The sequence below is a fragment of the Myxacorys sp. genome (assembly GCF_059501405.1).
This window is the reverse complement of the sequence record NZ_JCACCM010000108.1, coordinates 1-13855: the sequence shown is the minus strand read 5'-3', so window position 1 is coordinate 13855 and position 13855 is coordinate 1. Positions and strand designations below refer to the sequence as shown.

Annotated in this window: 8 protein-coding genes; 5 read left to right on the top strand and 3 right to left on the bottom strand. The window is 49.1% G+C overall.

Annotation, left to right across the window (positions count from 1 at the left end; translation table 11 throughout):
• Positions 1 to 6 precede the first annotated feature (6 nt).
• Positions 7 to 1416 carry an amidase gene (locus AC5I6P_RS13340; RefSeq protein WP_495694255.1) on the bottom strand — a complete coding sequence of 470 codons (1410 nt, stop codon included), beginning with the start codon at positions 1414 to 1416 and terminating at the stop codon, positions 7 to 9.
• Positions 1417 to 1618: 202 nt separating this feature from the next.
• On the opposite strand from AC5I6P_RS13340, the gene AC5I6P_RS13335 reads away from it, so the two are divergent.
• Together AC5I6P_RS13335 and AC5I6P_RS13330 are read left to right on the top strand one after the other, a co-directional pair.
• The gene (locus AC5I6P_RS13335; RefSeq protein ID WP_495694254.1) at positions 1619 to 3172 is read left to right on the top strand and encodes an MFS transporter; all 1554 of its coding nucleotides are present in this window, start codon (positions 1619 to 1621) and stop codon (positions 3170 to 3172) included.
• Positions 3173 to 3633: 461 nt separating this feature from the next.
• Positions 3634 to 3996 carry a hypothetical protein gene (locus AC5I6P_RS13330; protein WP_495694253.1) on the top strand — a complete coding sequence of 121 codons (363 nt, stop codon included), beginning with the start codon at positions 3634 to 3636 and terminating at the stop codon, positions 3994 to 3996.
• Positions 3997 to 4149: 153 nt separating this feature from the next.
• On the opposite strand, the gene AC5I6P_RS13325 is transcribed toward AC5I6P_RS13330, so the two are convergent.
• Positions 4150 to 5424 carry a metallophosphoesterase family protein gene (locus AC5I6P_RS13325; RefSeq protein ID WP_495694252.1) on the bottom strand — a complete coding sequence of 425 codons (1275 nt, stop codon included), beginning with the start codon at positions 5422 to 5424 and terminating at the stop codon, positions 4150 to 4152.
• A 143-nt stretch (positions 5425 to 5567) separates the two neighbouring features.
• On the bottom strand, positions 5568 to 7958 hold the full coding sequence (locus AC5I6P_RS13320) for a hypothetical protein (protein ID WP_495694251.1): 2391 nt from the start codon (positions 7956 to 7958) through the stop codon (positions 5568 to 5570).
• A gap of 680 nt (positions 7959 to 8638) precedes the next feature.
• On the opposite strand from AC5I6P_RS13320, the gene psaA reads away from it, so the two are divergent.
• The 3 genes from psaA (at position 8639) to AC5I6P_RS13305 (ending at position 13811) form a co-directional block, all read left to right on the top strand.
• Entirely contained in the window at positions 8639 to 10894 is a 2256-nt protein-coding gene (gene psaA, locus AC5I6P_RS13315) for a photosystem I core protein PsaA (RefSeq protein ID WP_495694250.1), read from the top strand.
• A gap of 23 nt (positions 10895 to 10917) precedes the next feature.
• Complete coding sequence (gene psaB, locus AC5I6P_RS13310) at positions 10918 to 13119, top strand: photosystem I core protein PsaB (protein ID WP_495694249.1); 2202 nt, start codon at positions 10918 to 10920, stop codon at positions 13117 to 13119.
• Positions 13120 to 13532: 413 nt separating this feature from the next.
• Complete coding sequence (locus AC5I6P_RS13305; protein ID WP_495694248.1) at positions 13533 to 13811, top strand: hypothetical protein; 279 nt, start codon at positions 13533 to 13535, stop codon at positions 13809 to 13811.
• Positions 13812 to 13855 lie beyond the last annotated feature (44 nt).

Genomic DNA, 13855 nt, shown 5'->3' with positions numbered 1-13855 from the left:
CGTCCTCTAGAGGATCGAACGGGTTGCAAAGGTGGGGCGATCGCTGGCCCACGGTTGCGCCTGTTCGATCTGTGCCGCTAACGATAGAAGGGTTCCATCCCCTGCTGGACGCCCGACCAGTTGCACGCCAATCGGTAGCCCACGCTCATCGAATCCGGCGGGGATGCTGATCGCGGGTTGACCGCTCATATTAAAGGGCGGCAATGGTGCAATCCATCGAATGATTTGGTCGAGCGTCTGCACGGGGCTTAGCTGTTTCCATTCGCCGACGCGGATCACCGGGGCCATAAACGTTGGAGTGAGCAGCACATCAAACGGCTCACACAGTTGCACCAAGCGACGGGCAGAGGTTTGGACTTGGTGCGTTGCCCTAACATAACGAGCAGCAGTCGTAAATTTTGCTCTCCACCAGAGCCAGCGATTTACTTTCTCTAGGAAGAATGGTGGAACGCCAACATCGGTTTGAGTCCGCCACAGGATGATGAATGGCTCTACCATATCGCCTAAGTTAACGATCGCAGGCTCAACCTTATGCCCCAACCCCTCCAACAGCCGAGCCATCTTTTCCACTGCCGCCACACATTCTGGATCAGCTTCTCCCACTGGCTCGATGGTTGTCACTACCCCAATTTTTAACGGTTGCGGCGATCGCTGAGTCATTGCTAAAAACGATGGCTCAGGATTGGGCAACCAGTATGGGTCGCCTGTAACGTACCCGGCGGTGATATCCATGAACGCTGCCAAATCTGCAACCGTACGGGCGATCGGCCCATTCGTCGCGCAGCCCGCTAAATGTTCGCCAATTGGGGCTTGAGAAATGCGTCCTCGTGAGGGCTTTAAGCCCACTAATCCACAGCAAGACGCTGGGCCTCGCACCGACCCGCCACCGTCTGACCCTTGAGCGATCGCGCACAATCCTGCCGCCACTGCTGCCGCCGACCCACCGCTAGAACCCCCAGGCGTGTAGTCAAGATTCCAGGGATTGCGGGCGGGTGGAAAGCCTGGTGGCTCTGTGTAGGGAAACGAACCCAATTGGGACGTTGCAGTTTTGCCAAGTAAAATTCCACCCGCCGCTTTCAGTTTGATGTAGGTCACGTCATCCAGTTCGGCTACCCGCTTTTTAATAATGCTGAGGCCGTAGGAACACGGAATGCCTTTTACCGGATTGAGATCTTTGATGGCGATCGGCACGCCAAATAGAGGCGGCAATTCTGAATCCTGCATCATCTGTTCGGTTTTTGCTGCGGCATCTTGCAGGGCAAGCTCTGCCGTCACCGTGTAAAAACTGCCTAAATGAGGATTGAATTGCTCAATGCGATCGAGGTAAAGCTGCGTTAGCTCTAGAGGAGAAATCTGTTTTTCTCGAATCAGTCGTGCTTGTTCTAGAGCTGAGGAAAATGCTAGGTCCAAATCCATGAATGCTATCCCAGAGGCAGAAGGTTTCTATTATGTAAAGCAAATAATATATTTACGTTTATATTTAAGTCGTCTATTGGATCTTGACACGAGTTTCTAGCGTAAATCGCAGACTTTGCAAAACGGTCTCTGATTAGCGGGATAAAGCTTCGTGAAATCGCAGTAGACTTTTTTGCAGCGAATAATCGCAGAGGGGTTACCTGTGGATTTAGGAACGAGCGAAACAATTACCCATCTTTCACAAACATCGCCAGAGCCGATCACGGGAACCGAATCTGTTATTTCATATGGCAAAGAACCCGAATCCCGGTTGTCTAAACCCGAAATTCGCCAGAGCTTACGCGCCTCTACGCTAGACGGAATTTTTGCGACGGTATTCTCAAATGTGGCGGGGGGAGTTCTGCTCAGCAATTTTTTGGTCGAGCTACACGCGAATCCGACGGAGGTTGGCATGTTAGCCTCGATTCCGATGCTGGCAAATTTGATGCAGCCCATCGGCGCTTATTTTGGCGATCGCTCTACGAGTCGTCACAACTATTGCTTATGGATTTATGCTCCAGCGCGTTTGGTCTGGCTGCTGCTGGTCGTTGGCATCGCCTTATTTAGCTACGGCAAAATCGATTCCCACGTACTGATTATTTGGACGCTGGCGATCGTATTTGTCACTCACGTTATGGGCGCATTTGGCAGCGCGTCTTGGCTAAGTTGGATGGCAGCATTAGTGCCCCGCCGCCTTAGAGGACGCTATTTTAGTATTCGCAACAGTGCGGCTAATCTGACGTGTTTAATTTCGATTCCGTTCGCCGGATTTATGGTGTCGTTGTTTCCAGACGGATCAATTGAAGGGTATGGGATAATCCTGTTTCTCGGAGTTCTGATCGGGTTACTTAGTCTAGCGTTTCAGTGGGGGATGGTGGATGTGAATCCTCGCCAACTACATGAATTGCAAGACGCGGAGTCGGCGGCTTCTATTTCTAGCCTTTCTTCTGGTGAAAAAGAGAACTCCAGTAGCGAGGTGGAGTCGAGTGAAGAGAACTCTAATGAATTGTCAGTGGCAAGTCAGTCTCCAGTTCTAGCTATCCTAAAGGACAAAAATTTCTTACGCTTTCTCCTTTACTTTGGCGTGTGGATGTTTTCGGTTAATTTGAGTGCGCCATTTTTTAACCTGTACATGCTAGATAACCTGGCGCTTGATGTTCGTTGGGTGACGCTCTACAACAGCCTAACGGCAGGTGCAAACTTGGTAATGCTAATCTTTTGGGGCAAATTGGCAGATCGAGTTGGAAATCGATTTTTGTTATTGACAGTTGGCGTATTGGTTGCAGCAACCCCGATTCTGTGGCTAGGAACGGGAACAGATGCGCTGTCGATCTGGCTCTGGTTACCGTTGCTGCATATTGTGGCAGGCGGAACGTGGGCTGCGATCGATCTGTGCAATAACAATATTCAACTGGAAGTTGCGCCGCTCAGAAATCAGTCTAGTTATTTTGCGATCGCCGCCGCGATCGCAGGAGTTAGCGGTGCGTTAGGAACAACGGTGGGTGGCGTCCTGGCTCAGTTTGCTAACTATGGTGGCTTGCCAGGACTATTTGCCCTCTCAAGCGGCACGAGATTGCTCGCGCTGTTGCCGTTAGTCTTTGTGCGAGAGAATCGGCAAACTTCGATAAGGCAAATGCTTTGGGCGCTATTGCCGTTGAAGGCTCAACCCGAAGATTCAGCCGAACCTGTTGAGGCAATTGATCCGATGCAAGGGTGACGCTTCACCTTCGTTAGGTTCAGTCAACAGGTTATTTAGTGATACACAGCTCGAATGTATTCGGTTAAGCGGAAGCCATCTCCATTTGAATGCTTCGCCACTGCAATAACTCGCCTTCCTGCTCGACGAATCTTTGAAACACAGACCTGTTTCTTGATTTTAGATAAGCGTTTCTCGATTTCAGGTATGCGTTTCTTGAGCTTGCATAAGTATTTCTTAATTCAAGTTAGCATTTCTTAGTTTTGGATACCGATTTCTCAATTTCAGGTATGTGTTCAAAGCATTTCGGTTTCCGTTAGCCGATTTCACTTACTCAAAGTCAAATTGATCAGTAGATTCTCGGTTATTCCAAAGAATGAATCGCTAAAAAATCCGTAATTTACCGAGCGATCGATAGGTTTATGGTGGCATTGTGCCGGGCATTTTGGCAGTATCCACCTTTTGAGAATGAAATACGTCTTATGGCACGTCTAAAGCGCAGTTCAACCAGTGTCGATAAAGCCGAGCGTCGAATAGCGGGTTTGAAGTCTATCAACCCAGAGCTTGACTTGGGTAAGGGTCTCACCATTAAAGCATTTGCAGAATCGATCGAAACCACACGCCAACGGGTAGCCGCTTACAACACAACACTTTCACGCCTAGATGCAGACCGCACCGCGATGCTAGAAGCTGAAAAAGTATTGATGGAAATCTCAGAAAAAATGCTGCTTGGCGTTGCTTTTCAGTACGGCAATGATAGCTCTGAATATGAAATGGCTGGCGGTGTTCGCAAAAGCCAGCGAAAGCGACGCACTCGGAAAGTCAGTGAGAAGGCAGTCAGTTAAGAGTAGTGTTGGAGACTTGTTGATCGACTTCAATGCCGAGTCGTAAAGACGCGATCAGTTGCTTCGCAGCACCGAAGGCGTCGCGTCTTTACAAGAGGGATTTTTTCATCCCTTATCCCTTTTTAAATGCATTGATCCCAATTTGACAGATTGCTAGTTGCTCTGCTCAATTAGCTGTTCTACAAACTGATACAATTCCGTTTCTGATTGGTCTTCTAACTGCAAGTCCTTCAGGTCAATCAAACCTTTTGCTAAATCCGTCGCTCGTTTTTTATACGTGTTATTTGCCGCTAATAAATCGGTAAAGACTTCTTGTTCGACCTGGACTCGACTCGCATCTTCCGCTAAAGGTGTGGCGTACTCAAGTAAATCCACCTCGTATTTCAGCAAGAAAATTAGCGCTCCACTCAGCGTTTTTAGGTTTTGCTGAAGCTTTTTGATGTCTAACTCGAAGCGATCGAAGCCGACTGTTCCTTCAATTCGCAATTCCACCATCGGTTCAACAGCAGGATTGAGCTTCCCGGATTGAATCGCCGACTGAATGATTGCGATCGCGCCCTCCTCGATCTGCTGCGAACTCTCCTGTCCCGTCGCTTTGAGTTTTAGCCGAACTAGCGATCGCTGAAGATAGTTTGTTTTGAGTTCTGCCTGAATACCATCGGGCGTCAACTCGATCAGAAATGCACCGCGATCGTAGTTCGCTTCTTCAACGCTATTTGCCTCTAGCGAGCCAGGATTGAACACCCAATTCTGCTCAACATAGCTCTTGTGAATGTGTCCCAATCCCAAATAATCAACGCCAGCGTCTTTGAGCGGCAACAAGTCGCTATATTTCAGCGCTCCCTGATACCGCGCAATTTGTCCTTCTAACCCATGATGAAACAGCATTACCGTATGTCCTGGACTCGGCGGTAATTTGTAAATTGCTTCAGCCAACGACCCGATCGCGCGAGGGGCAGACGCACCATACCACTGAGATCCCAACACGCGGACGCCACAATCCAGATCGATGTATCCCCCCGCTTCACCGTCCCACATCTCATAGACGATGTCGCCGTCGGGCGATCGCTCTGGTTCCAGCAAAATCAGCAAATCATCGTCTGCTAAATATTTAATCCAATTGGTCTGAGTGCCGTAGGGTCGATTATCGTGATTTCCCTCGATTGCGATCGCTGGAATGTGATGCTCTTTCAGCATCTGCAAACAGAGTTTGGCTTGGTTCAGGATGTTGGGTTGAATGGTGCGATGCTCAAACAAATCGCCCGCAATCACCACAAAATCAACCGGAGGCACACCTTCAGTGTTGTGACCCACAGCATATTTGTCCAACACGTTTTCAAACGCTCGGTAAAAATCCTTCGTTCGTTCTTTGCTGTCGTAGCGATCGAACCCTAGATGAACGTCCGCTAAATGAAGAAAACGAGGCATAGCTGTTAAAGCAATGAGTACATAAGCATTAGTCTACCAATAGCCCCGCTTCTCTCCTCTTCCATATCCAACTCCTGCTCCCTCTCCCGCAAAAGAGGATTGGGGTAAGGGCTAACTCTTGTCTTATCTACCCAGACTCCTTACTAAGGTGTGGGAGATAAAGCTTTGAGTGGTATTCCGAGTCGTCGTTCTAGCTCTGTCTGAGGCTGAAACCCTGAAGTATCAGGAGCTTCAACTTCTGTAGGTGAAGCAACAGGTGTTTCTACTTTAGGTACGGCTGGAGTGGATATATCTTTAGAAGATGGCTCAACAGGTGCAGGAGTTTTAGCCGTAGGTCGAATGCTAGGCCCAGACGATGCCGTTGGCTTTGGACTGCTGAGTGTCGGACTGACTTCAGAAGAGACGTTCTCAGATGATTTGTTGGTCGTGTCAGCAGGCTTCGCGATCGTAGGATCTGGCTTAGTCGGTTCTGGCGATTTTAGAAGACGATCGACTAAACTATCGCGCGCGCCCTCATTGGCACTCGGTTCATTCGGCTTGTTATCTGCCGTTTCTTTCTTCTCTAAAATCTGTAACGGATCTTGAGGGTTAGGCGTTGGACTTGGAGTTGCTTTTGGAACCTCAAAGCTAGGTGTTGGAGTCGCTTTCGGAGCTTTAGTAGGACGGAAGCGATTAAAGAACCCTGCTTTTGGAGTGGGTTCGGGTGCGGGTGGTGCGGCAAGTTCAGGTAAGGTTGTCTCTGTAGCTTCAAGATCTTCTACAGGTGATGGATTGGTTGGAGCAGGCACACTAATCGGAGCTTTAACCGGAGCTTTTGTTGCTGACGGTTTAGGAACAGCTTTGTCGATCGCTTTTAACGCCTCAGAAGCTTCAGGCTTTGCAGCAGGCTTCGATAGCTTAGCAGGAGCGTCTTCTAACTCTTTGAACTTGTCATCGTAACGCTCCACTACTGAATCTTTAGAATCACTTGGTTTCGCTTCAGGTTCTACTGCTTTTTTAATTGCTTCAGCAGGCGGCTCAGGCAGGGCAGGTGCTGGAGAAGATTTTGCACCGGGGCGGAACCGATTGAAAAACCCACCTTTTGGTGTTTCTTTTATCGGAGGAACTACAGGTGCTGGCTCCTTCACTTCAGGCACTTCAACAGCAGGAACAGCTTCTGGCTCCTTGACCTCTACCTTTTTAGGTTCTAACTCCTTCGCTTTTATAACTTTTGGTATTTCAGGAGTTTTGTTTTCTGTCGTCTCTGAAGGTTTAGATGGCTCTTCAGGGTTTATAAGCTTCGGTGCTTCACTTGGAGCAGGAGTCGCCTTTGAGTCTGATTTCTCAGTACCAGAACGGAAGCGATTGAAGAATCCGCCTTTAGGTTTCTTACTAGATTGACTTTCCGGTGCTGGCGCAAGCGGAGTTTCTTTCTCAGGAACGTTTTCAGGTTCGGCAGGCAGCTTTTCAGTTGCTTCTGGCAGAGGAACCACTGGAACAAGCGGGCTTTTGTTGTTTACCTGCGGCAGAGGAACTACTGGAGCAATATCAGGAGCAGGCGTTACCTCAAGGCTAGGAGCAGGTTTTAGAGTTGGAACCTCTGGTGTTTTTGGCTCGGACGGTTTGTAATTTGGGTCAACAATACTCCGGGCAGCATCAAATGATAAATCGCCTCGCACGAGTTTAGATAAGGCATCGTTGCCACCCGACTCGTAAGTGAAGATTCGCGCCGTATTGTTGTAAACGTTTTGAATTGCGTTGCCGTTCTCATCGATGTATTCTAGCTGAACCCAATTTTTGCCAGGTTCAAAGCCCTTTAAATAGATCGGTTGCCAGCGATCGAGGATAAAACTACTGCCATTTACCGTTGCTTTGATTCGCCAGTCGGCAATCTCATCTTTCTTGTCCTCTTGAGCGACAAAGTGAAGCGGTGCATTCGTGAGATAGAAATCTAGCATAATTGGCTCTGCGCCATAGCTTCCTTGGGGACGGCTATAGGTTAGAAGCGGCTGATCAGCACTAGGATTATTGTCCGGCGTCTTGGTAAAAACGTGAAAGGTCGTTTGGGCGTAAGCGCCTTCGTTCTTGAAGCTTTCGTGCCAAGGACGACTTGCAAAAGCACGAACTGTGTGCGTTCCTGCGGCAAGATCTTTTAGAACAACAGGTTTGCTGATATCGTAAACCGCTTGGTAAGGCTGATCATCTAAGAAAAGATGAATATGAGGACCTAAGCCTAGTTTTTCATCTTTAAATACAGGTAGATCCTGGACTTGAAACTTGATCGACACAGTATTGTCGTTTAAGACTTCGTCGGAGCGGGGACTTGCGATCGTAAGCTGCGGCTGGTACTGATCCAACACGTCCTTTAGCTGCCCAATCACCTCTGGAGGCGACACTTCCGAAATCTTTCCAGAAATCTTTGTGGGTGCGGGCTTTAGTTTCGACACACCAGTGCGCCCTACGCTAATCGCTTCTGGCGGAATCGCTGCCGGAGCAGACCCTCCACAGCCCCACAAACTTACTGTCATTGCCAACACTAAAGAGAGTGAAAGCATCCGAGTTTTGCGCCAGCGCGTGATCCCAAACACCAAACCGTACTCCTAATAACAGTCAACACTCCGAGAAGACCCAAGTCATTCGACAGGAACAGCTTGCGATTTCTCGATTTTCTAGCCATCCATACGGAACTATAGCGGAAAAACTCGGTCTGCCTGTGGGAAATTCAGAGAACGTAAAGCGGCGTTGCGCGTTTACAAATCGTTTCACAACGTTTTATTAATAATCAGATAAAAGAAATATCAATTCCACTTATGGGGTTTAAGTTCAACGTTCGACTTTTAAGGAATATTAACTTCAGTAAAAACCTCTTGACTTTATTGCCGTTTATCCAAGCGTAAATCTTGAAATGGAGTGCGATCGCTTCCCAAGCCCCGTAAGGATCCCGGAACTTTGAATTATTGTTAAATCCATCAGAAAAGGCTTAACAGACCACCCTATAATGACTCGAGTGAGAACCCACAAAAGCGGCATCCACCATAATTTCACCTTCTGAAAATATTTTGGATGTTTCTTGTATCTCAAACTGAACCTGAATCCCATATGCCATCCCTAGCTGGATCGATCTGCTGGGCGGCGTTTAAGTATCAGGTTGCTCACTAACGAGTGGTAAACGGTTTGAGATACTCGCCCAAGTGTGCGGATTCCTCGTTCCTTGTCTAGAGAGAGGAGAGTCTCAATGACAATTAGCCCACCGGAGCGTGAGGCAAAGGTACGGGTTGTCGTCGATAAGGATCCCACTCCAACTTCTTTTGAGAAGTGGGGGCAACCGGGTCATTTCGATCGCGCCCTATCCAAAGGTCCTAAAACCACCACCTGGATTTGGAACCTACACGCCAACGCTCATGATTTCGATAGTCACACAAGCGACTTAGAAGACGTTTCACGTAAGATCTTTAGCGCTCACTTCGGTCATTTGGCAGTCGTGTTCATCTGGCTCAGTGGCATGTATTTCCATGGCGCTAAGTTTTCAAACTATGAAGCATGGCTCGCCGACCCGCTAGGAGTCAAACCCAGCGCCCAGGTTGTGTGGGACATCTTCGGTCAAGAAATTCTCAACGCGGATGTCGGCGGCGGCTTCCGTGGCATTCAAATTACTTCTGGATTCTTCCAACTGTGGCGTGCAGCTGGCTTTACAAACACCTTCCAGCTTTATGTGACGGCTATCGGCGGTCTGGTGATGGCTGGTCTCATGCTGTTTGCAGGCTGGTTCCATTATCACAAGCGCGCTCCTAAGCTGGAGTGGTTCCAGAATGTGGAGTCGATGCTGAACCACCACCTATCCGGTCTGTTTGGACTGGGTTCGCTGGCTTGGGCAGGACACCAAATTCACGTTGCGTTGCCCATCAACGAATTGCTGGATCGTGGCGTTCCTGCGGATCGGATTCCTCTGCCTCATGAGTTCATTTTGAATCCTCAACTGATGGCAGACATCTATCCCAGCTTCGCGAAAGGCTTGGTTCCGTTCTTTACCCTGAACTGGGGTGAGTACGCTGACTTCCTCACCTTCAAAGGTGGTCTGAATCCTGTAACTGGCGGCTTATGGCTGACAGATAGCGCGCATCACCACTTAGCGATCGCGGTGCTGTTCATCATTGCCGGTCACATGTACCGCACCAACTGGGGTATCGGACACAGCATCAAGGAAATTCATGAGGCTCACAAAGGTCCTTTCACTGGCGAAGGCCACAAGGGGATTTATGAGAACCTAACCACTTCTTGGCATGCTCAATTGTCAATCAACTTGGCAGCAGTCGGCTCTCTGAGCATTATTGTTGCTCAGCACATGTACTCGATGCCGCCTTATCCCTACTTGGCAACTGACTACGCTACCCAGTTGTCGATCTTCACCCATCACATGTGGATCGGTGGATTCTTTATCGTCGGTGGAGCTGCTCACGCTGCCATTTATATGGTGCGTGACTACGATCCGGTTGTGAATCAAAACAACATCGTCGATCGCGTCCTGCGTCACCGCGATGCCATCATCTCTCACTTAAATTGGGTCTGTATTTTCTTGGGCTTCCATAGCTTTGGACTGTACGTCCATAACGACACCATGCGTGCGTTGGGCCGTCCCCAAGATATGTTCTCAGATACCGCAATTCAACTCCAGCCAGTGTTCGCGCAGTGGATTCAAAACATTCATACGCTGGCTCCTGGTGCCACCGCTCCCAACGCTTTAGGACCTGCTTCTGTCGTGTTTGGTGGCGATGTGGTCGCTGTTGGCGGCAAAGTTGCCATGATGCCGATGGCGCTGGGTACGGCAGACTTCATGATCCACCATATCCACGCCTTCACGATTCACGTGACGGTGCTGATTCTGCTCAAGGGTGTGCTGTTTGCACGTAGCTCTCGTCTGGTTCCAGACAAGGCGAACTTGGGCTTCCGCTTCCCTTGCGATGGTCCGGGTCGAGGCGGCACCTGCCAGGTTTCTGGTTGGGATCACGTCTTCCTCGGTCTGTTCTGGATGTACAACTCCCTGTCGATCGCAATTTTCCACTTCAGTTGGAAGATGCAGTCGGATGTGTGGGGAACAGTTGCTCCTGATGGCACGGTTACTCATGTCACTTACGGCAACTTTGCTCAAAGCGCAATCACGATCAATGGTTGGCTGCGTGACTTCCTGTGGGCACAAGCCTCTCAGGTGATTAACTCCTACGGTTCTGCTCTGTCTGCTTACGGACTCTTGTTCTTGGGCGCTCACTTTGTTTGGGCATTCAGCTTGATGTTCTTGTTTAGCGGTCGTGGCTACTGGCAAGAGTTGATCGAATCCATTGTATGGGCACACAATAAGCTCAAATTTGCACCGGCGATTCAGCCTCGTGCGTTGAGTATTATTCAAGGACGGGCAGTGGGCGTTGCTCACTATCTGTTGGGAGGAATTGTCACCACGTGGGCATTCTTCCTTGCTCGGTCACTGTCAATTGGATGAGCCGAGAGGATTAATAAACAGTTATGGCGACTAAATTTCCAAAATTTAGCCAAGACCTTGCCCAAGATCCTACGACTCGTCGGATTTGGTACGGGATTGCGACGGCACACGACTTTGAAAGCCACGATGGCATGACAGAGGAGAAGTTGCATCAGAAGATCTTTGCAACTCACTTCGGTCATCTGGCAATCATCTTCTTATGGGCTTCAGGCAGTTTGTTTCACGTTGCTTGGCAAGGCAACTTTCCGCAGTGGATTAAAGATCCGCTGAATGTGCGACCGATCGCACACGCAATTTGGGATCCTCAGTTTGGTAAGCCCGCGGTTGATGCGTTTACGCAGGGCGGCGCTACCTATCCTGTAGACATCTCCTACTCTGGTCTGTATCACTGGTGGTACACGATCGGCATGAGAACCAACGGTGATCTGTACCAAGGTTCGATCTTCTTGCTGATCTTGTCTGCGATCTTCTTGTTTGCAGGCTGGTTGCACCTCCAGCCCAAGTTCCGTCCGAGCTTGGCGTGGTTTAAGAACGCTGAGTCTCGCCTGAATCACCACTTGGCTGGTTTGTTCGGCGTTAGCTCTTTGGCTTGGACGGGTCACTTGGTTCACGTTGCGATTCCCGAATCTCGGGGGCAGCATGTCGGCTGGGGTAACTTCTTGTCTACGCTGCCTCACCCCGCAGGCTTACAGCCCTTCTTTACGGGCAACTGGGGAGCGTATGCTCAAAATCCGGATACTGCCAATCATGTGTTCGGCACAGCGCAAGGATCAGGTACAGCAATTCTGACGTTCTTGGGTGGGTTCAATCCGCAAACCGAATCGCTTTGGTTGACGGACATGGCGCACCACCATCTGGCGATCGCAGTGATCTTTATCATTGCGGGTCACATGTACAAGACCAACTTCGGAATTGGTCACAGCATTAAGGACATCCTCAATGCTCACATTCCTCCGGCTGGTGGACTGGGCGAAGGTCACAGAGGTCTTTATGACACGGTGAACAACTCCCTGCACTTCCAGTTAGGCTTGGCACTCGCTGCCTTGGGTACGATCACCTCCTTGGTGGCTCAGCACATGTATGCGATGCCTCCCTATGCGTTCATGTCGAAAGACTTCACTACGCAAGCGGCGCTCTACACGCACCACCAGTACATTGCTGGGTTCCTCATGGTCGGCGCATTTGCCCACGGAGCTATCTTCTGGGTACGTGACTACGATCCGGATCAGAACAAGAGCAATGTGTTGGCGCGGGTGTTGTCACACAAAGAAGCGATTATCTCTCACCTCAGTTGGGTCTCCCTGTTCTTGGGTTTCCACACGCTCGGTCTCTATGTTCATAACGACGTAGTAACCGCGTTTGGAACGCCTGATAAGCAGATCTTGATCGAGCCGGTGTTTGCTCAATTTGTTCAGGCTTCCTCTGGTAAGGCACTGTATGGCTTGAACGTACTGTTGGCTAACCCTGACAGCTTGGCATCCAATACTGGTGCGCTTTATCTGCCCGGTTGGTTAGAGGCCATTAATAATGGAACCAACTCTTTGTTCCTGACGATTGGCCCTGGCGATTTCTTGGTTCACCATGCGATCGCGCTCGGTCTGCACACCACCACCTTAATCTTGGTCAAAGGTGCGTTGGATGCTCGCGGTTCCAAGCTCATGCCAGATAAGAAAGACTTCGGATATGCCTTCCCTTGTGATGGTCCGGGTCGTGGCGGTACGTGCGATACCTCTGCATGGGACTCCTTCTTCCTGGCAATGTTTTGGATGCTGAATACGATTGGTTGGGTTACGTTCTACTGGCACTGGAAGCACCTCGCAATCTGGTCAGGTAACGTCGCTCAATTCAACGAAAGCTCCACCTATCTCATGGGTTGGCTGCGTGACTACCTCTGGCAGTACTCTGCTCCATTGATTAACGGGTATAACCCGTATGGCATGAATAATTTGGCGGTTTGGGCTTGGATGTTCCTATTTGGACATCTGGTTTGGGCAACTGGATTCATGTTCTTGATCTCCTGGAGGGGCTACTGGCAAGAACTGATCGAAACTCTGGTTTGGGCACACGAGCGGACTCCTCTAGCGAACCTGATTCGCTGGAAGGACAAGCCGGTTGCTCTCTCTATTGTCCAAGGTCGGTTAGTGGGTCTAGCTCACTTTACGGTGGGTTATATCCTAACTTACGCTGCCTTCTTGATTGCGGCTACAGCGGGTAAGTTTAATTAATCCTTGAGATTGGTTAACGCTGTAGAGTAAAAAATCCCCTGCCTTCTAGGTAGGGGATTTTTGCATTTCTTGGTTGAGCTTGACTTGAGCAAATTTTTTAATTCTTTAATGTATAGTTTTGCCCTAAGTTAAGCTTTTTTAGCGAACTTTTTTCACAACTTATAATCTGGTGTTGCCCAGAGCTGTTCCAATCGTAATAAATTACTGGACCCTTGGGCTAGACCAGTATGGAGAGCTAGTCGAGGATTTTATCATTCCTTTTAGCCGTCCTGCTTTGTTGCCATGAGACGGGACGGTTAGGTTTTTGGACTTTCTCAAAACTAAGAAGTGAATGTGGATGAGTACGACGCTTATATCGAGTCGATTTGTCAATGATTATTTCCGAACAGCGCTGACTTTTACACCCATGGGCTGTGCTTGATCGCTTGGATGCGATCACCGAACTGCTCGTTCTGCAAGAAATTGAGATTACGCGTCAGGAAGTGGCTCAAATTATTGAGAGCGGGTCAACGAAGATCAAAGGATTAACGATGCACTTTAAAGATCTAATTCTTGGCACTCCGTATAGTTTAGCTCAAGAATTTCTTCATCCACAAAAGGAGATTCACTCGGAAATGTGTCGATCGATAGTCCTGTTTCAACAGCCGCTCTCACTCCTACCCATATCTTCAATTTCTTCTAGTAAGAGCTAATTTATAAAGAGAATCTAAAAGCTGGTTAGCTGAGCTTGAGGAGA

What these genes read in the sequence shown, in the direction of transcription:
- AC5I6P_RS13325 (WP_495694252.1), bottom strand. Translation starts at nt 5,424, where the DNA reads ATGCCTCGTTTTCTTCATTTAGCGGACGTTCATCTAGGGTTCGATCGC.
- AC5I6P_RS13330 (WP_495694253.1), top strand. Translation starts at nt 3,634, where the DNA reads ATGGCACGTCTAAAGCGCAGTTCAACCAGTGTCGATAAAGCCGAGCGT.
- AC5I6P_RS13320 (WP_495694251.1), bottom strand. Translation starts at nt 7,958, where the DNA reads ATGCTTTCACTCTCTTTAGTGTTGGCAATGACAGTAAGTTTGTGGGGC.
- psaA (WP_495694250.1), top strand. Translation starts at nt 8,639, where the DNA reads ATGACAATTAGCCCACCGGAGCGTGAGGCAAAGGTACGGGTTGTCGTC.
- psaB (WP_495694249.1), top strand. Translation starts at nt 10,918, where the DNA reads ATGGCGACTAAATTTCCAAAATTTAGCCAAGACCTTGCCCAAGATCCT.
- AC5I6P_RS13340 (WP_495694255.1), bottom strand. Translation starts at nt 1,416, where the DNA reads ATGGATTTGGACCTAGCATTTTCCTCAGCTCTAGAACAAGCACGACTG.